Genomic DNA, 20,207 nt, shown 5'->3' on the forward strand with positions numbered 1-20,207 from the left:
TGAATTTAGCAATATATCGACTATTTTTTATATACATTGTTGCCAGTATTTTTATTCACTTAAAAATTCTCTCAAAACAGGCAAGGCTTTATTATCAAAGTCAAACAACGCTTGATTTTCCCATGCAGAAGCATCTGTTGATTGATTTCCTTTCCAAGCAATTAATTCAGCACCCCAATAACAAAATCCTATTCCGTTTTCTAATTCTTTGGCCAATGTTTTTATTTGTTTTATAAAATCTCTTTGACCTTCAGGAGTTGCTGGATATTTGGGAAGAATTAATTGCTCGTCTAATCCTACAATATTATTTGTCCAGTCATTCCATTCGAGTGTAAAAGGGTAGGCTGTTTCTGCAATAACTATTTTTTTATTGTAGGTTTCACTTAAATTTTGCATTTTAGTTTTGAGGTTATTTAAAGATTTTCCGTGCCAAATTGGATAATAGGATAAGCCAATAATATCATAATCTAAAACACTCACTTGATTATAAAACCAATCAGAATCTTCAATGCCAGCAAAATGTATGATTATTTTAGTATCATAGTTATTTGTTCTTACTGCTACAATTGCAGTATCCATTAGTTCTTTAAATTGCTGAAAGTTATTTGTAATATGTCCATGTGGATGAAGAAATCCAGGATTTATTTCATTACCAATCTGGATATAATCAGGTTGTAATTCGGTCATAATTTTTTCCGTATAATTATATACGCTGTCTTTCAATTGAGTAAAATTAATACCTACCCATTGCATTGGGGTTTCTTGATGAGCAGGGTCTGCCCAAGTATCTGAATAATGAAGAGTCAACCAAGTTTTAAAACCATTAGTTTTTAAGGTATGGGAAAACTGTTTTACTTCATTAAATCCTGAGTGTTCATTACTCGGATTTACCCAAAGCCTCAATCTAATAGTGTTTATTCCATTATCTTTAAGTATTGTTAAGAAATCATTTTGATTTCCTTCCAAATCATAGTAAGTAGGATTTGAATTTGATATTTCAGGATGGCTTGATATGTCAATAGCAGAAATAAAAGTCGAATTTTCATTCTCTGTAGTTGGTGCATTAATGTCATCTTTATTACAAGAAATGAAAATCAAAAAAGTAATTAATATTTGTAATGTTCTATTCATTTTTCAAATTACTGGCAACGTTTAATATATGTGTCGTAGCAGAGCAAAATGTTATCTTGCGTTTCGGTTTTTCTGCGCATTGGTTGCTAACTTTTTCTTGCTACAAGCATTACGTCTTACCAAAAATACAATAACCAGTGGATTGATCACTTAGCTGCTATGATCACTTATATAGTGTTATCATTATTTTTTTAGATACAGAAGACGTATCATTATGTGCCAGAAACCATAGTAGTCAATTTTTTTATTCAACAAAACATCTATTGAATTCCTATCATGATTATTTATAGTTAATACTTCGTATTCAAACTTCCGAATCATTCTATTCGGTTGATTTTGTTTTGCTTTCTCAGATTCTGATTTTGGGATTTCGAATCCTTTAATTTGTTCGATTCCAATTAAGTACAACTTCTCGCTTTTAATGGCTAGTTTTTTCGTTCCTACGATTAACCAGTCACCATTTCGATGCCCAAACTTAACTATTGGAATTCCAAATTCAGATTGATCAATATTGCTTTCGAATTCTTTTTTAAAGTTGTTGGATAAGTCATCATATAAAAATGAATATTCTGTAGGTATTCCATATTCCACAGCTTTCTCACTTATATTCTTTTTGATTTCTAAATCCGTCATATTTAATTAATGATAATGCTTAATATATGTGTCGTAGCAGAGCAAAATGTTACCCTATTTTCGACAAAAACTGCGCATTGGTTGCTAACTTTCACTTTTCGCAAGCATTGTGCCCTACCAAAAATACAACAACCATTCGATTAAACACTTAGCTGCTATGATCACATATATTGTGTTGTGAGCTGTATTTATTATTGACAATACTTCGTCAGCTTTATACTTTTAAGCGCTTTAAAAAACTCTACTTGAGTTGAATCCGATAAACCATTTCCATAAAAACTCAATCTTGTTTTATTAGAATTCGGTCCACCGCCTTTTAAGCTATCAATATAAATTCCACTTGCGCCAAATCCTTTATTTTTCGGTTTTATAAATTTGGTCTGAAAGCAATCGATACTGTCTAATTCATATTCATATTTTAAATAATCCTTAGCATCATATTCTGTGGTCAAAAAATCATCTACAACTAAATGTTTGGTTGTTTCCAATTGCTTTTTTTGTTCCTTAGTAAATTTAGCATATTCAGATTTGTCAAATACGAGAACTTCGTTGTTTCTTGTTAAGTCACCAGAATACCAACCTAAATCGAAAATCAGAGTGTCATTTTTGTTAGTTATTAATCCACTTATATAACTGTCAATCCCCTTCTTTTTGTATTTGTTCCAACTAGAAGGAACAGTTATTTCAATTTGTCCAAAATCAATAGTCTTGTACTCTCGTTTCGAACAAGAGAAAATCAAAAGTAAGATCAATATTGATATCAGTCTTTTCATATTGCTCACAACACTGAAAAAGCATTGCGTTTACATAGTGTTACCAACTGGCTCTTTTCATTATTCAATTCCGATTTGCTTATATTTTGTCAATAGTTTTCTTTTTCCTTTTTTGTCGGTGAAATATAATTTCGCTTTTTTATTTTGAAGTTCCAAAGTCCAATTGTATTCAGTTTCAATTCCGTCTTTATATGCAGTCAGAGTGTGAAAATTTCCATTCTGAGTTATTTTTCCGTTTTGAGTAATCGGTTCAAGCATTTTATAATTCCGCCATTCTTTTTTCGAGGTACAGTAACTGTTTCGAGTGTAAGTAGAGTCAGAGTGAATTATTAATTCCTTAACAGAATAACAATAGTATTTTCCATAGCTATGATTTTTCGACAAATAAATTCGGTCGTTTGATTGTCCGAATAAATTTGAAAAAAATAAAATCAGAGTTATAAATATTAATGTACGTTTCAATTTTCAGTTTGTTGGTAACGGACTTGTGTATAGAACGTAGCGTATAAAAAGCCACTAACTTTTCGGTTTAACACGGAGCCGAATTTTTATATTTTGTTTTAATTTTTTAATTCTTAAAGCCAAATTAAAAATTTGGCGGTTTTCATAAATAATTACAAACCTTTCGATTTAGGATTTATTAGCTATGTTTTATACATCGTGTTGGTAGGCCCTTATTTATTTTCTACAAGCGCACTCATGGTGTTCATTGAGATAAGCAATTGTTTCCATACTAAGTTTTTCTACAACTGGAATATTTATGTCAGCTAATTTCTTAAAATAAATACAGGCCTTGCCCATTTTGAATTTCCCTAAATCTGTTAAAAGCGCATCACTTTTATCTGTCTTCGAATAGACATAGAGTGAAAACTGAGCTTTTCGTGGTGAGAAACCCAACAAAGGAGCGTCGCCTTCATGTCCACTTGCGTATTTATAGTGATAGCTTCCAAAACCTATTATAGTTGGTCCCCACATTTTAGGTTTAAAACCTGACCATTCACTCATTAACTCTAATAACTTATAACTGTCAGCTTTCTTTTGATCATTATCTACAAATGATTCAATAAAATCAAAAACATCGACTTCTGTTTCGGTAGTTTTATTTTTGGCCATTTCTGTAATTATTTAAGTTGTTTTGTAATGCCTGCCAACGTTAGGGCTACGGTTCATTACGGAATAGTACGCCAGTATCATTCCGCCATAACAATAAATGTAGCAAAAAATCGTGAAATTCTGAGTAGGAATTTCAGTCGTAATGAACTATAGTCGTTGTTGTGTGTAGGTCTTACTTTTTATTCAATTCAAAAGTTCCATTATCTCTTGGAAAGCTTGAATCGTATTCACCGCTGATTTCAATTCCGTCATCATCTTTCATTCCATCATATTCAATAAACTGTCCATTTCCAATTGACATTTTAGCTTTAAAGAATCTACGATTGGATTCACTGCTTTCATTCGGTCGTCTTTTTTGTCCAATGTTATTTCCATTAATATCTGATTCCGAAAAGTTTCCTGACAATTCCACTATTCTATTTTGTCCAGGCTTATAAACACTCCAGAGATTGTAATAAATGAGCGTCTCACTTTTAAATTCATTGTTGTGATTTTCAGGAATCGTTGTCAGTACTTTTCCACTAATGAGCGTATATTCAGAACTGTTCCATTTTCCATTCCAATTAGATTCCGTAAAGTTTTCAGGAATCGAAGTTCTATAGACGATTTCGTTTGATATAAACACAACGACAAAAAGAATCAAAATCGTTATTAAAATCCGTTTTATTATTTTCAAAAATCTATTTTTCATTAAGAATACAGTTTATCTCAACTTACGCACAACGTTTTGGCTAAGCTGCGTTTTAATGCAGTTTAGGTGTTGTTGTGGTGTCGTTTTTGTTCAGTTATTTTAAATTTTCTCCCAATTAATTCACACTTCTTGGTAACATTCCAAAAAGCAAAACCTGGCTTTCCAGATGGGATCTTCCAATAAACTATTTTTCCGTTTCTTTTTCTTAATCCGAAATCCGAAATCAAACCCTCTGTTTTGACATTAGCAACTTTACCAGTTGGTGTATTGATAATAGAAATACTTTTATATCCATTATGCCATTCAAATTCAGAGTAATTAATGATTTCACACGAGTCAGAGTCAATTTGGACAAATTTTTTAGTTGTGTTAATTACAAATTCCGATTCTGAAATTTTCAAGACTAATACAGGAATTTCATTTCCATCTAAACTTAATCGTTGTTTAAGTTTAACTTGCAATTTCGCATTTAAAAGTTCAAACAATGTAAAAATCTCATTTCCATTAAAATCCGTTTTGGTTTTATTGAAATACTTAAAGAACCAAAATTCAATTCGTTCTTTAATTTGTATAGTAGATTTTTCTATTAATTCTTCCATTTTCTAATGCACTACAACGTTATAAGTATGTGTCGTAGCTGTGTAAAACGTTACTGAGCCATCGATTTTTTCTGCCCTGATTTTATCTTTCTCGTCATAAAATCTTTGCGCCTTACCAAAAATTCAACAACCATTCGATTCATAACTTATCTGCTATGATCACATATATGATGTTACCCACAGTTACTTTTTCGATTCAACTTTAGGTTCCAAGTAAATTTCTCCATTAACTTCGTAAACCATAATCATTTTTAATTCCAAATCAGAAAGGTCATCACAACAAATTCCATATTCATCCTTTTCGACATAAATTTCGGAATATGCTTTGCTTAATTCAAGTACTAAGTCTTTTCTATTAAATCCGTTATCATTCTGTATTTCATAACCAATTTGTTTTTTCAAAGGGAAATCTATTAGAAGTATTGCTTTAGTGCTGTCAGTAACGGACATATCAGCACCGTATAATTTATTTATTTCTGGGTTTGCTAAATTTATTCCGCCAACGCCACCTTTTCTACGGATATACCTTTTTCCATTTTCTCCTTCTATTTGAAATGGGTTTGCCGAGACCACCATTCCACCATACATCAAATTAGGTTTTTCTATTTCAAAACTTTTATCAGATATTGTCTTTTCTCCACAACTAATAAAGCTCAGGATTATAAATATCAATAAACTATTTTTTTTCATAATTGTGGGTAACGTTTTGTGTATGAGTAGTAGCGGGTTTCTACTCACGAACCTTTCGGTTTTGTACCGATCTTTTTTTTATGTTTATACTTTCATTTTATCACTTAAACCGCTATTACTTATACACATTGTTAGCAACTGTTTTTTATTCGTGTGCAAATGAAACGGGTTCATTATGTTCATTTTTTAAATGCTTGTTGACTTTCAGGTAATTCATCCATTCCATTGCTCTTGAACGTGAATTACAAGCGTACATATTGTTTGAACAACATAACTTATTTGGATAACCCAGAGTTGTATTGAAAGTCAATTCTAAAACCTTGATAATAGAATATACACCTTTGTCTTTTGTACTTCCGCCACCTCCTACAAAAGATGAATTAATATCAAATTTTAATAAATCATATATCTTGTCATAATTTAATGAATTGTCCTTATTCAAAAAATCAATTTTGACTTTATTGAGGTAAAAAACGTACAATTCTTTTTGACTAAGTTTATTATAATTACTTAAAAAGTCATCTCTATTACCTTTATCGACTATAGTAGGAATATGAGTGAAACCAAAATCACTTGCTAAAAAAGAATATTTACTAGATTCTCGTTTAAATTTCACATTTTCTATCAGTTCTAATGCTTTACCTATTTGGTCATAACTAATTTGCGATAGAAGGTAAGTAATTTCTTTTTCCCGTTCAGTACTATCATTTTGCTTATCGATAATCTTTGAATAAGAAGATTCAAAACTTTCTATATTCTCGGAAGTATTTCCATACCAAGATTTTTTCTCCTTTTCTTTAAATACAATTGGCTTCTTAGCAATTTCTGTTGCTCTTTCAATTTGAGTTTTAATTTTTGAATTAAAGGAATGTAAATTTTCTATTGAATTGATATACAATTTATTAGAACCTATAAACTTAATTAGGTAATTATTACAAAACCCAATAATCCCAAGGTCATCAAAAAGACGTGATTTTAATAAATAAGTTTTAAGGTATTGTTCATTTTCAATTAACTTATTCCAATTTTTTGAATAAAATATATCAAGAATTCTACCACTTGAATATGATAATGACCATGAATTGGAATAGACTAAACTCCAATATTCAAAAGCAGTGATATTTTCTAGACTTAAACTTTGAATTAGTTCATTTTCTAATTTTCGCCTTTCTACAAAAGATAATTTTTTTTTTAAACGATTAATATTGTCTTTTAATTGATTACTTCCATTGAAATCTATACTGTTTTGATTGCAATAATTTGTTAGTTGAACAAGCTGTTTCAAAAATTTATAAGGGAAAAGAGGTAGCCTTCGGTTTTTTGACACTCTCGCTCTCCTATATTCATCTGATAACTTTACGACTTTTTCTGGATTTAATTTAGTTAATTGGATGAATGCGGTCAATGCTATCGTATCGTTCTCATTCGATAATTGTTCAATTAGACCTTTTTCTTTATCAACAGATTTAACACTTAATATATTATTTGTAAACGCTTTGATAGTTTCATCCCACTTGTAGTTTTTATAGTTGTTTGCTATGAAAATAAGTAGATTGATTTTTGACCGTTCATAAAAGTCCTTTTCTAAATGGTAGCTTAAAACTCCACTTTCATTTGGGACAGCAATTTGAGAATTCGTTAGTAATTGAATTAAACTAATTACTTCTTCATTGTCGTAGTGTTCGTCAAATCTGTATCGGTTTTTTAATAAAACTGAAGCTATTTTTAATAGTGCTAAAGGATTTCTTGAATCTACTAAGCTGTCGATTGCGTTTTCTCTAACCCAATCGAGTTTTAATAATTCATTACGTTTAGCATTTAAACTGTTCCATTTAAAGTCAGTTAATTCGATGATTTCAAAATCCGTTTTTCTTTTGTCAAACGGTGTTATTAAAAAGGCATTTGCAAGATTTGAAAATGTAATATTCTTTTTGTTTTCTTTTAGAAATTTTTTAAAATCAGCGCTAGTTATTGTAGAGTCAATAACTATTTCGGAATCAAGAAACATAGAATTTTCCCTAACTAGTCTTTTAGCAACATCGGATTCATTAGTATTAATTATGTGATAGCCCAAATATTCAGTTAATTCAGTTTTACTGTCAAAATATTCAGCTATTTGGGTTAAAGCATTCAAATCTCCTTTACGTAATTGCCAATCCAAAAAATCAAGTCGCTCTTTTTGAGCAAATAGATTAGAAGTAATAATTAGAAATAATATCAGTAGGTTTCTTTTCAATCTCGATGTTTTTCAAAGTTGTTGCCAACGTTCCTTGTATGTTGCGTTTGCTTTCCGAAGGGAGCATATGCTATATACAATTTGTTATGTGCTCGTATTTTTTAATACTCCATTATGTCCTCATTGATAAAATCATATTCACTGTCCATCAAGTTTTTTAAATAATCTTCAAAGCTATCAGCGATTACTTTGAATTCGTCTGGGTCGTGTAAAAATCTTACTACTTGTCCTATTTTCCCTTTTTCAGATGGACTAAAATCTACAAACAATTGAGAGGTTCCTCCATTGTTCATACAATCAGAAAAATGAAGCCAATTAATCGTGTCAGCTCGATTTGTGATTTTATCATCAATTTGAACTCCATCATATTTTCTTTCAATATAATCTGCATAGTATTCTGTAGCTTGATTTCGATTTTCTATTATTTCTTTAGATGATAATAAATAATAGGGATATTTATAAACATCAGAACCTAAAATGAAGAATGTAATTTCTTCTTCGGCATATTTTCTCCAATACGTTCCATCTACATATCCAAGTAAGGCAATTAAAGCATTAGAAGTCTCAGGATAAATTTGTTTTAGTTTACTAATATTTTCTTTTTCCGCTCTTTGTATAACTTTTTCAAAATGCTCCCAATCCTCCCGTCCATTATTTTCAAAATATGCATTTTTAAGCCCATTTATATATTTTTCAACTATAGCATTCATCTAATTTTCAATATTACTGGTTTTGCTTGCACATAACGGCTTAAATAAAAAGTTGTTTTAATACTTTTTATTTTCGTGTTATGTGATGTTTTATCTTTTTACACATTTATCTTTCTCCATTATATCCATCCCATCTTTCAGGTGAAATTAATTTTATGCCCTTTATTCCAGTCTGTTCGAATGCTTCTTTAAATAATTCATCTACCAAAATTATTCGGGTAAAATACCTTGCTCTGAAAATCTTGTTGGAATTATTCATATCTTCCATTAATACAAGTTGATCGATACTCCAAATTATAGTATTTTTCTCATCTTGATCCATATCCATTATGGAAAGATTAATATCGATACAATCTAAAAGTCCAATAATATTAGCAACAAAATATCCTTCTTTAGCTGGTTCTTTTTCCCTTTCAATAATAGTCGCTGGAAAATATTGAATATTATCCATGCTTAGGTTGTCTAAAAAAGTTTTAAACCGCTTAGACACTACTGAACATCCCATGTCACTCACAGCATAATCTGGAAAATATCCTTTGGGTAAGCTTTCACAAAAGAATTCTAAATTGGATAAATCATAGTCATCTTCGGAAACCAATACACCATTTTCCCAAATCATTTCATTACAAGAACAGTTAACAGAAGCCGTCAAGGAAGGAGATACTTCCTCATCAGGGCACAGTAATAAACTTTTCATAAAAAAAGGTATTTAATATCACATAACGTTTTGGCGGACTTTATTAAAAGCACTACACTTTGGGTTAAGCATCAAACCCCGTATTAATTATAGCCATTGTTGTAGTGCGTTTTTCATTCTATTATATTCCGATGAATACTCGTGTTGTATTTTTGAGTTTTATATTCACTTTTATCAATAATTGTATCTATCTTTTTGTTAAAATCAATTTCGAATATTCCATAATCAGATTTTACAACTTTCAATTCGTAGCATTCATTAGTTTTAATTCCTAACCTCTTAATCCCGTTATTAGTCAAGTCAGTTAACTTATGAAAGACAGTATCGTTTTTTACGAAATAAAAGTAAACCACATCTTTTCTTGTTGTCCTACCTTTTTTTGAATTGGGTTTTAGTTTTTCAACGACTCCGATAGTATTGAAAGATTCAGTTTCTAATTTTTTCTTTCTGCTTTGTCCATTAAAATAAATCATAATAAATATTGGACTAAACACAAGTAAAATATATCCGATTTTTTTAATCGAACTTGGTTCCTTTTTCTTTTTAGATTTTTTTTTTGGTCATAAAAAATTAAGAATCATTTTTAGTTTTGTGTTTTCTTAAATGCACTACAACAATTGGATATACCCAATTGAGTATATTTCTTATATGTCTTTAACAAATCTAACTTATTTTTGATAAACACAACATTATCAAACCATACAAGTATAATCTTTCGATGGTGTTCGGGGTAATGTGAAGATATAGCGTACTTCGACATGGCTAACAAGGCTTTGAACTTTTCTATACACTTAAGATGAAATGGGTATCAGATTAAAAAACTATGCTCTATAGTTATCCAAGGAAGTGTTAAAATCATACTTTTTAAGCATTAATTACACCTATTGCGGAAACCCGTAAGAATCGTATTATTTAGTACAGTATCTTTATACTAAGTTGAGTTTATATGATTGTAATTTAAGTGGTTAAATGTGTAAAACCCTCTAGTGAAATCTTAGAGGGTTTTATATGTAAAGTATATATGTTAGGCTGTTGTGGATTTAAATGTTTTTTGCCATAATCCAATTCTCGATACACCACCCTCAAAAGCGCGGCACTCGAATTGACGTTTTATGGTGAAAAAAAGCTACTTTCAATACCGCACAACAGATTACGCTAATCAGAAATATCACCTGTTTTTTAGTGCATCGATGGTTTTAGCAAACTTTTCTTTTATCTCATGGTACTTTATATGATTTTGGTTTGCTACAATCATCTCTCCATTGGCAATAGTTCCTAACTGCATATTAGAATCGGTAGCATATACTATTGTCGATGCCAGGTTTTGTGTAGCTACAGTAGCTAATAATGGCGACGAAGCATCAATAATGCAGGCGTTTAGTGGTTCTCCGACCTTAAAGAAATCTGCAGTAAAATTATTCATCGCTTTTCTTCCTGTTTTTGTTGCCATTTCTATTGCATAAATTCCAGAATCTCCTTGTTGATGAGAAGAGTACGTATTTCTTTTATGAGAAATTAAACGTTGCCCATAATCCAAAATGCGTAGTTCTTCTAATGGATTAAGCCCTACATGACTATCTGTACCAATACTCCATTTTCCACCATTTTCCTGGTATTTTCTTAACGGAAATAATCCATCACCCAAATTACCTTCTGTACTGGGGCAGAGTACTACATTGGCTTTGCTTTTTGCAATACCCTCGATTTCGTTATCTGTTAGGTGTGTTGCGTGTACCAGATGAAACCTATCATTCATATCTACATGATCTAATAGCCATTCTACGGGGCGTTTCCCCAGGTATTTTACAGAATCTTCGATCTCTTTTAGTTGTTCTGAAACATGAATATGAAATGGAATATCCTGAGGTCCGGATTTTGCAATCTCGGCAATATCAGACGGTTCAACTCCTCTCATAGAATGAATGCCAATAGCAATATTAGCGTGCTGGTAGTGTTTACAAGCTGCTTTACTCGATTCTAATAAGGTAAGATACTTATCAATCGTAGGAGAGATAAACCTTCGTTGTCTATCGTTTGGTTCTTTTCCAAAACCACCTTTTTGATAAAAAATAGGAATTAAGGTAATCCCAATACCTGCATTTTTTGCTGCAGAAATAAGACTATTTCCCATTTCTGAAAGGTTAGCGTAGGGAACTCCATTTTTATCGTGATGTACATAATGAAACTCGGCTACATTGGTATATCCATGACGAGCCATTTCTGCATAGAGCATAGTTGCTATGGCTTCCATTTGCTCTGGATTCATCGTTAATGCCAATTGGTACATCGCTTCTCGCCATCCCCAGAAATCATCCGGGGTAGAAGTAGTGTTTTCATGTCTTTCTGCCAAACCAGCCATTGCATATTGAAAGGCATGGGAATGTGCATTTTGAAACCCGGGAATTGCAAAGCCATCAATAATTTTATTGGATGTATGTTGTGGATCAAAAGAAGAGATATCGGTAATGATACCTTCATTATTCACCGTAACCCCTGTATGTTCTTTCCAACCGGTATTTTGTAATATTCCCTTAAAATGATAGGTTTTCATTTGTTTAAGTTTGTTGTTTATTAGATCAAAGTTTCAGTTTGAAGCTCGATGCCTGAGGTCGAGTGTCGGAAGCTTGATGTTTGATTGACAAAAACTTGTCTAACCTCCAACCTCTGATTTTTCTGATTATGCATTCAACGTTTCAATTAAACGCTCCATGGTGTTTTGTAATATGTGCTGCACCTCTTTTGCTCTGTCCACATTATACGTAATTTCATTATCGTCCATATATAAAATCTTATTCATTTCGAGCTGAAGCGTATGAATGTCGTTTTCCGGATTTCCGAAGTAACGGGTAATGTGCCCTCCTTTAAAAGGGGAGTTGTGATTAACTTTAAAAGCCCCAGATTTTAATCCGCTTAATGCAGCGGTAATGAGTTCTGGCGATGCGGTTTTCTCATCGTTATTCCCTAAAATCATATCGGGAAAAGGATCTTTTTGAATAGTACTTACTTTATGGCGAATAGAATGTGCATCCCAAAGTAAAACCTTGCCAAACTGCTTTTTTCTATCTTCTATAAGAGTCTTAACTTGCTCGTAGTAGGGCCAGTAATAGGTCTCTAATCTTCTTTTAATTTCGGTTTGATCGGGTTCGAATTCTTGAGATTTATAAATTTTATTACCATAGAAATCTGTAACAGGTGTATTACTGGTAATAAGCCTATTATCATTATATAAGGGTACACTTTTGGGATCTCTATTAAGATCGATGACCCATCGGCTTAGATTTGCCTTAATTACAGTGATACCCATAGCTGGTGCGAATTCATACAGTCGATGCACAAACCAATCGGTATCATCAAGGTGCTTACGCATTCTTTTTTTATACTGTTTTTTTATCGCTGCAGGAAACTTTGTTCCCGAATGAGGTACACTTATAATTATAGGAACTATAGGTGCTTTGGCTTCTGTAATCTTAAATAGATTCACACGTTTACATTTTTATCATTAGTTGTTACTTCAGAAAAAACTAAGGTACTATCTTTTATGGCATTAATATGCATAATCGTTGCTATTGGCTGGCGTATCATCAATACATCAGATTGACTAATCGTATATGCTTTATCATTGATATCGACGGTAACTTCTCCAGAATACGTATAGATAAACACCCAATCTCGCTTATTTTGAATAGGGTATGAGGTGTTCTCATTTTGGGTAACATTACGAGCATTTAGTGTACCCACCGTATTACCTGTGGTCATCAGATTAAAATCTGTACATATCCCTATAGAAGATGTTTTCCAACCTCCTTCAAATATATCACTATCTAATTTGGAAAGTTGTTTCGTATATTGGTTTTGGTGTTGTAATGTTATTTCTCCATCCAAAACCAGTAGTGTTCTCGATACCCCGGGAAGCGAAGTAAAAACAGATTTTTCTACTGCAACAGTTGCCATACTTAACCTGAAATCAAAATTTAATTCCTTGTAATTTGCCGTTGGCGGATGCATAAAAAATTGCGTTGTTGTGCCTCCCGACCAGGCATTGGTCTTAAATGTATCTGCTGTTATGACAGTAATTTCCATATATGATGAACTTATATAAAACCTTCTAAGAACTCTTCATCTACCAAATTAGGTAATGTTACTTTAAGTTGTGGAGTTCTTTCCATTTCACGTTTTATAGCAAACAGTGCTTCTTCATTTCGAGCCCAACTTCTTCTTGAGATTCCGTTATTTACATCATAAAATAGCATGCGTTCCAGTTTTTCTGAAGCTTCTACGGTTCCATCAAGTAACATCCCGAATCCACCGTTGATTACTTCTCCCCAGCCAACACCACCACCATTGTGGATAGATACCCAGGTAGCTCCTCTAAAACTATCTCCGATCACATTATGAATTGCCATATCTGCAGTAAATTTACTACCGTCATAAATATTACTGGTTTCGCGATAAGGAGAATCGGTACCGCTCACATCGTGGTGATCTCTCCCCAGAACAACCGGCGCCGAAATTTTTCCGCTTTCAATTGCTTTGTTAAACGCTTCAGCAATTTTGATTCTTCCTTCGGCATCGGCATATAAAATACGAGCTTGAGAACCAACTACAAGTTTATTTTGTTTGGCTTCTCTGATCCAGGTAATATTATCCTGCATCTGCTGTTGAATTTCTTTTGGAGAAACTTTCTTGATAGTTTCCATCACTTCTAGAGCAATCTGATCTGTAGTATCCAGGTCTTCTGGTTTCCCAGAGGTACATACCCATCTAAAAGGTCCAAACCCATAATCAAAACACATAGGTCCCAAAATATCCTGTACATAAGAAGGATATTTAAAATCAATACCGTTTTTTGCCATGATATCTGCTCCTGCACGAGAGGCTTCGAGTAAGAACGCGTTTCCGTAATCAAAAAAATAGGTACCTCTTGCCGTATGTTTATTAATGGCATTAGCATGCCTGCGAAGCGATTCCTGAACTTTGTTTTTAAATGCTTCGGGATCGTTGCTAATCAGGGTATTGGCTTCTTTATAACTTAGTCCCACAGGATAATACCCTCCAGACCAGGGATTATGCAATGATGTTTGATCAGACCCTAATTGAATGTAGATATTTTCATCATAAAAACGTTCCCAGATATCTACAACATTACCTTGATAGGCAATAGAAACAGTTTCTTTTTGCTCCATTGCTTTTTGAACCCTGGTTACCAAATCATTTAAATCATCAAGGATTTCATCTACCCAGCCTTGCTCATGGCGTTTTTGGGCAGCTTTTGGGTTTACTTCTGCACATATGGTAATACATCCTGCAATATTTCCCGCTTTTGGCTGTGCACCGCTCATTCCTCCTAATCCAGAAGTTAAGAAGATTTTACCAGCAGGTGTTTCTTCGGGTTTCAATGTTTTTCTAAAAGCGTTCATTACGGTAATGGTAGTACCATGAACAATACCTTGAGGACCAATATACATATAGCTCCCTGCGGTCATTTGCCCGTATTGTGTTACCCCCAGGGCATTGTATTTTTCCCAATCATCGGGTTTTGAATAATTAGGAATCATCATTCCGTTGGTTACAACCACTCTGGGCGCATCTTTTGAAGAAGGAAATAATCCCATGGGATGCCCCGAGTACATATGCAACGTTTGTGCTTCGGTCATTGTAGCCAGATACTGCATCGTGAGTATATACTGCGCCCAATTTTGAAATACAGCACCGTTACCTCCATAAGTAATTAGTTCGTACGGGTGCTGTGCGACCGCATGATCAAGGTTATTCTGAATCATAAGCATGATTCCTGCTGCTTGTTTTGTTTTTGCAGGATATTCATCGATAGGACGAGCATACATCGTATATTCTGGCATAAAACGATACATATAGATACGACCGAATGTATTTAGTTCGTCTAAAAACTCACTGGCAAGTTCTTTATGCCAGTCTTTTGGGAAATAGCGTAATGCGTTTTTAAGCGCGAGTTTTTTTTCTTCGTTAGAAAGGATTTGTTTTCTCTTTGGGGCACGGCTAATTTTAGAATCCAAAGATCTCTTTGGAGGCATTGTTTTAGGAATCCCTTGAAGTATTTGTTCTTTGAAATTCATATTTATTTTTTTTAGCTTCATGGTTGTTACAGAATCGAATTCGGTACAAGCCATTGAAATTTGATTTTATACCATTTGTAGTTATACTAACTTTCCACGTTTCCATACCTGGGAAGGAACAAGTTTTCCCTGGTGATAAAAGATTTCATGTACATGCTCTGTTTCAAACAGATTAAAATCTGCAAGCATTCCAGAAACCAATCTTCCTCTGTCGTCTAGGTTAAGTGCTGCCGCCGCTCTACAGGTAATTCCGGCAAGAACTTCGGCATTACTTAGTTTTTGAAATGTTCCCAGAATAGATGCCTGGGTTAGTAAATCACCCATTGGTGCCGAACCAGGATTCCAGTCACTGGCAATAGCTAATGCTCCTCCGGCATCCAAAATTTTTCGGGCAGGAGTAAAATCACATCCTAAACCTATTGAAGCACCGGGTAATGCTACCGAAATCACATTACTTTGGGCTAGCATTTGTATTTCATTCTCGGTACTGGCTTCTAAATGATCTGCACTAATAGCACCTACTTTTACAGCTACTTCGCTACCTCCGGTATTAAACTGATCTGCATGTACCGTAATATCGAATCCCATCTGTTTTGCTTTTTCAAAATAGGGATAGATATCAGAAGGGAGAAATGCGCCTTGCTCAACAAAAGCATCAATTCGGTTGGTGAGCTGTTCTTCTTTTAATATAGGAAAAAGGGTAGTGCTCATCTCTTCGAGGTATGCTTTGTGATCTCCATCAAAATCCTTCGGCAATATATGCCCTGCAAGACAGGTAGAGACTAAATCTGCTGCTGTACTGATATTTGCAGTTTTTATAGCGCGTAGCATTTTAAGCTCTTCTGTAACCGAAAGCCCATATCCGCTTTTTACTTCTGCAGTTGTGATTCCTCTTTTTAATAAGGTATTAGCTCGCTGTATAACTCCATCGGTAAGTATCTGTTGTTCTGCTTTTCTGGTTTGGGTAACAGTATCCCAGATACCTCCACCAGCTTCGGCTATTTCTAAATAGGATCTTCCTGCATTTCGCATGGCATAATCATTAGCCCTGGATCCAGAAAAACAGATATGCGTATGAGCATCTATAAATCCGGGAGTACATACGTAATCGGTATGCAATTCTATAATTTCTGCATGTAACGCATGGGCCTTTTCTTTTAAATCAGAGAACACTCCAATGGTATGAATGTTTTCACCTTCAATAAGAATACCAGCATTCTCAATAATTTCGAGATCATGATCTTTTATCGCGCCTTTATTACCCGTTTTTTGTAGCGGTATAAGCTGCGTGATCGGGCCTATTAATGTATATGTTGTCATATTATATTTTTTTCCTTTACATCGAGCTAAGGGAACTACTTAATTTTTGGACTAATACTGTTCAAATTCACTAGAAAACTGTGTTTCCAGAGATACGTGTTCTTTTAAGGATACTTGATTAGCAGTAGTAATTATAGTTTTGTTTTGGATGATTTTGATTCCTTTCTCAATATCGTCTGCAAATACCCTGTCTTTATCTGCAAAAGATACGGCTTCTCGTACTTTTTTATGAATTTCATCTAGAATAACCCCTGATTTTAAAGGTTTTCTGTACTCGAATGCCTGAGCGGCAGTTAATAACTCTATGGCTAGGATTTTTTCCAAATTTTCGATTACTCTTAGCGCTTTTCTACCACCGATCGATCCCATACTTACATGATCTTCCTGGCCAAGAGAGGTAGGAATACTATCTGCACTGGATGGAAAACATAATCCTTTGTTTTCACTAGCTAAAGCAGCTGTAGTGTATTGTAGTATCATATATCCAGAATTGATACCTGTATCTTGCATTAATAATTTAGGAACTCCAGGAGAATTACCTTCTAATGCCAGGTAAATTCTTCTATCCGAAATATTGCCCAGTTCTGAAGCTGCTAAACATGCATAATCAATAGCCATAGCTAGCGGTTGCCCATGAAAACTACCCCCGCTAATAGTTAACTCTTCGTTGATTATTATTGGATTGTCGGTTACCGAGTTTAGCTCTACTTCGAGAAGTTCTTTTAAATGTAGCCATGCATTTCTAGATGAACCATGCACTTGTGGCATACAGCGTAAAGAATACGGATCCTGAACCCGATCACAATCGATATGATCTTCCATAATTTCAGAACCTTTTAATAGAGACTTTATTCTTGAAGCAACATGAATATTACCTTTATAGGGGCGTAATTGATGTAGTTCTTTAAAAAATGGTTTTACAGAACCTTGCAATCCCTCGATCATCATTGCTCCAATAATATCTGCTTGTGTAAGACAGCTATGTAATTTTGCAACTACCTGTACTGCATGTGCTGCAATAAATTGAGTTCCGTTGATTAAAGCTAATCCTTCTTTTGGACCAAGATCAAGAGGTTTTAAGCCTGTGATGTCAAACAACTCTTTTGTGGTGATTACTTTATTTTGATATTCGACTTTCCCTAATCCCAGTAAAGGTAAAAACAGGTGAGAGAGCGGAGCCAAGTCTCCAGATGCTCCAACAGATCCCTGACTGGGAACAATAGGTATGGCATCATTATTAATATGCCACAGAATCCTGTCTAATGTTTTTTCTGCAATACCAGAATATCCTTTTGCCAAAGATTGAATTTTGAGAATGAGCATGAGCTTAGCAATCTCGATGTCTATGGGTTCGCCAACACCTACACTATGACTTTGTAAGATGTTACTTTGTAAAATATTGGTTTCTTCTTTAGATATTTTTGTAGTACAAAGTGGTCCAAAACCTGTATTAATACCATATACAGGTTCTCCTTTTTCTACAATATTTTCTACTACCTGCTGACTTTTTTTTACGCTATTGCGAGAAGTTTCAGAGATAACTCCGGTGGTTTCTCCACGAGCAATTTGTATTGCTATACCTGCAGTTAGGTAATCTTCTCCAAATGAAAAATGGTTTGTTATCGTTGACATATGCGTATTTCTATTTTTTTACTAAAATAATACCTATTTTTGATAATTAGAAATACTAATTTGATCATTAATTAATAACTATGAGTTATCAAATAGAACTTCGACACTTCACTTATTTTATGGCAGTAGCCGAGGAGTTACATTTCAGAAAAGCTGCGGATCGATTGTTTATTTCTCAACCGGGATTAAGTAGGCAAATCAAGCAAATGGAAGAAATAATAGGTGTTGCTCTTTTTGTGAGAAATAAAAGAAAGGTAACACTAACGGCTGCGGGAGTATATCTTAAGAAGGAGTTAGATTATATTTTTAACCATATTGATTTTACAATACGACAAACTCGTTTGATTGATCAGGGGAGTAATGGGGAGATTAGAATTGGTTTTTTGGGATCTGCTATGCAAACGGTTATTCCAGAACTATTGGTTATGGTTAATAAAGAACTCCCCGATATACAATTTAGTTTAGAAGAAATGTCTAATCATCTGCAGGTAGAAGCTGTAGAAAAAGATCAGCTAGATCTTGGTTTTGTACGATTAGCACGTGTGCCCGAAGGTATACAAAAGAAAACAGTTCATACAGATTCATTTTCTTTGGTAGTACCATTAGAGCATCAGCTTACCTCAAAAACTTTTAAAAGTATTGCGCAAGTATCTGACGAGCATTTTATTTTGTTTTCATCAGATTATAGTTCTTTGTATTATGATAAAATTATGAGTATCTGCGAGGATAAAGGATTTACTCCCAAGGTGACACATAAGTCGGTACATGCACAGACTATCTTTAAATTGGTAGAGAGTGGGTTAGGAGTTGCTATTGTTCCTACCTCGTTACAACGGGGTTTTGATCTGGGCGTAAAGTTTTTAGAGATCCCAAAAATACCTCAAAAAGCTATACTTTCTGTTATTTGGAAAAAAGACAATCGGAATCCTGCGCTACAGCAAATTTTGAAATTCTTATAGCAATATGTGCGAAACATTTTTACATATTATCTATTAAGATATTCTTAACAAAAAGGAGTGATATACACCTATTTAACTTTATAAGTACTCAAAACCCACTTGTCGAAGTGGGAGGGGGGACTTATATAAGTACCCTATCTGGTGGTTGATGTCGATAGAGGGTACTTAGTATAGTGGGGGTGCTGTAGTGAATACCCGGTTTGGGGTACTTCAAATGTAGGCCAGGGGTACTTCAAACAGAGGTGTCACCTCTGTTCAACACAAGTGTATCCTGTATTTAACACAGGATACACTTGTCTTTGTACTGGGGGGAGGGTAGTCCCGAAGTAGGGAGGGGGTACTTATGAAGTACCCTACTAAAGATCATGAAATGTTAATTTTTTAACAAATAAAATGTATCTATAGTTATAAAAAGTATGTTTTAAACACATAATTTTGATGTATTCGACTATGTAAATCAAAGAAATATGGTCTCAATTATTTCCTGGTAAAAAGATCAACTATATATAGTATCAGGTTTTTGAAATTTGTCGGGCATTAATTTGGCATAGAATAGAAGAACTGCTCTTCAGTAATTTTACCATCATTTACTTGATAGACACAAACTTCTTCTATTTGCATACGACCTTGCTCTTTAAAAGTGCAATCCATTTTCATGGCACAGCTAAAATGATTTTCTGCAACTACGGGTTCAGATATTTCTCCACCATGATACTCTTCGACAGAAGCAAACCAATCCTCACTTTTTTTAATCACAGCATCAATACCCGAAGTTACTTCATTAGGTGTTCCTGGCATTTCTTTACTTACTATATTCTGAGCGTATAATTCTTTAAGAGCTTGCATATTTTCTCCCTGGCGACAGAGTTCTACTAGACGTTTGGCCACTTCTTGTGTGTTCATGATGTTAAAATTATTGGTTTATGAATAA

Annotated in this window: 20 protein-coding genes; 1 reads left to right on the forward strand and 19 read right to left on the reverse strand. The window is 33.8% G+C overall.

The window, feature by feature from the left end; all coding sequences use genetic code 11:
* Positions 1-51: 51 nt before the first annotated feature.
* The 18 genes from Z053_RS0102680 to hutH all read right to left on the reverse strand — a co-directional run bounded on the left by Z053_RS0102680 (position 52) and on the right by hutH (position 18,317).
* Positions 52-1,131, reverse strand: a complete 1,080-nt coding sequence (locus Z053_RS0102680) for a glycoside hydrolase family 53 protein (RefSeq protein ID WP_025663488.1) — start codon at positions 1,129-1,131, stop codon at positions 52-54.
* A gap of 183 nt (positions 1,132-1,314) precedes the next feature.
* Positions 1,315-1,764 carry a hypothetical protein gene (locus Z053_RS0102685; RefSeq protein ID WP_025663489.1) on the reverse strand — a complete coding sequence of 150 codons (450 nt, stop codon included), beginning with the start codon at positions 1,762-1,764 and terminating at the stop codon, positions 1,315-1,317.
* Between the two features lie 191 nt (positions 1,765-1,955).
* Complete coding sequence (locus Z053_RS0102690) at positions 1,956-2,537, reverse strand: hypothetical protein (protein ID WP_025663490.1); 582 nt, start codon at positions 2,535-2,537, stop codon at positions 1,956-1,958.
* A gap of 60 nt (positions 2,538-2,597) precedes the next feature.
* On the reverse strand, positions 2,598-2,795 hold the full coding sequence (locus Z053_RS0102695; RefSeq protein ID WP_025663491.1) for a hypothetical protein: 198 nt from the start codon (positions 2,793-2,795) through the stop codon (positions 2,598-2,600).
* A 420-nt stretch (positions 2,796-3,215) separates the two neighbouring features.
* A complete protein-coding gene (locus Z053_RS0102700) occupies positions 3,216-3,650 on the reverse strand; it encodes a DUF1801 domain-containing protein (protein ID WP_025663492.1) in 435 nt (144 codons plus the stop codon).
* A gap of 172 nt (positions 3,651-3,822) precedes the next feature.
* A complete protein-coding gene (locus Z053_RS0102705; protein WP_025663493.1) occupies positions 3,823-4,341 on the reverse strand; it encodes a hypothetical protein in 519 nt (172 codons plus the stop codon).
* 62 nt (positions 4,342-4,403) lie between these two features.
* Positions 4,404-4,940, reverse strand: coding sequence for a hypothetical protein (locus tag Z053_RS0102710; protein ID WP_025663494.1), 537 nt, complete (start codon positions 4,938-4,940; stop codon positions 4,404-4,406).
* Positions 4,941-5,123: 183 nt separating this feature from the next.
* Positions 5,124-5,630 carry a hypothetical protein gene (locus Z053_RS0102715; RefSeq protein WP_025663495.1) on the reverse strand — a complete coding sequence of 169 codons (507 nt, stop codon included), beginning with the start codon at positions 5,628-5,630 and terminating at the stop codon, positions 5,124-5,126.
* A gap of 145 nt (positions 5,631-5,775) precedes the next feature.
* On the reverse strand, positions 5,776-7,866 hold the full coding sequence (locus Z053_RS0102720; RefSeq protein ID WP_025663496.1) for a hypothetical protein: 2,091 nt from the start codon (positions 7,864-7,866) through the stop codon (positions 5,776-5,778).
* A gap of 101 nt (positions 7,867-7,967) precedes the next feature.
* Positions 7,968-8,576, reverse strand: coding sequence for an SMI1/KNR4 family protein (locus Z053_RS0102725; protein WP_025663497.1), 609 nt, complete (start codon positions 8,574-8,576; stop codon positions 7,968-7,970).
* 106 nt (positions 8,577-8,682) lie between these two features.
* On the reverse strand, positions 8,683-9,273 hold the full coding sequence (locus Z053_RS0102730) for an imm11 family protein (protein ID WP_025663498.1): 591 nt from the start codon (positions 9,271-9,273) through the stop codon (positions 8,683-8,685).
* A 113-nt stretch (positions 9,274-9,386) separates the two neighbouring features.
* The gene (locus tag Z053_RS0102735) at positions 9,387-9,746 is read right to left on the reverse strand and encodes a hypothetical protein (RefSeq protein WP_025663499.1); all 360 of its coding nucleotides are present in this window, start codon (positions 9,744-9,746) and stop codon (positions 9,387-9,389) included.
* Positions 9,747-10,441: 695 nt separating this feature from the next.
* The gene (gene hutF, locus Z053_RS0102740; protein ID WP_025663500.1) at positions 10,442-11,824 is read right to left on the reverse strand and encodes a formimidoylglutamate deiminase; all 1,383 of its coding nucleotides are present in this window, start codon (positions 11,822-11,824) and stop codon (positions 10,442-10,444) included.
* A gap of 126 nt (positions 11,825-11,950) precedes the next feature.
* Positions 11,951-12,754, reverse strand: coding sequence for an N-formylglutamate amidohydrolase (locus Z053_RS0102745; protein WP_025663501.1), 804 nt, complete (start codon positions 12,752-12,754; stop codon positions 11,951-11,953).
* On the reverse strand, positions 12,751-13,353 hold the full coding sequence (locus Z053_RS0102750; RefSeq protein WP_025663502.1) for a HutD/Ves family protein: 603 nt from the start codon (positions 13,351-13,353) through the stop codon (positions 12,751-12,753). Before Z053_RS0102750 ends, Z053_RS0102745 begins: the two co-directional genes overlap by 4 nt.
* An 11-nt stretch (positions 13,354-13,364) precedes the next feature.
* A complete protein-coding gene (locus Z053_RS0102755) occupies positions 13,365-15,365 on the reverse strand; it encodes a urocanate hydratase (protein WP_025663503.1) in 2,001 nt (666 codons plus the stop codon).
* Between the two features lie 81 nt (positions 15,366-15,446).
* Positions 15,447-16,685, reverse strand: coding sequence for an imidazolonepropionase (gene hutI / locus Z053_RS0102760; RefSeq protein WP_025663504.1), 1,239 nt, complete (start codon positions 16,683-16,685; stop codon positions 15,447-15,449).
* A 51-nt stretch (positions 16,686-16,736) separates the two neighbouring features.
* The gene (gene hutH, locus Z053_RS0102765; RefSeq protein WP_025663505.1) at positions 16,737-18,317 is read right to left on the reverse strand and encodes a histidine ammonia-lyase; all 1,581 of its coding nucleotides are present in this window, start codon (positions 18,315-18,317) and stop codon (positions 16,737-16,739) included.
* A gap of 80 nt (positions 18,318-18,397) precedes the next feature.
* Here hutH and Z053_RS0102770 point away from each other — a divergent pair, with 80 nt between their 5' ends.
* Positions 18,398-19,276: a LysR family transcriptional regulator gene (locus Z053_RS0102770; RefSeq protein WP_025663506.1), complete on the forward strand. Its 879-nt coding sequence runs from the start codon at positions 18,398-18,400 to the stop codon at positions 19,274-19,276.
* Positions 19,277-19,813: 537 nt separating this feature from the next.
* Here the strand turns inward: Z053_RS0102770 and Z053_RS0102775 are convergent.
* A complete protein-coding gene (locus Z053_RS0102775) occupies positions 19,814-20,179 on the reverse strand; it encodes a nuclear transport factor 2 family protein (protein ID WP_025663507.1) in 366 nt (121 codons plus the stop codon).
* Positions 20,180-20,207: the final 28 nt, after the last annotated feature.

Source organism: Aquimarina megaterium XH134 (assembly GCF_000520975.1).
Lineage (GTDB): Bacteria > Bacteroidota > Bacteroidia > Flavobacteriales > Flavobacteriaceae > Aquimarina > Aquimarina megaterium.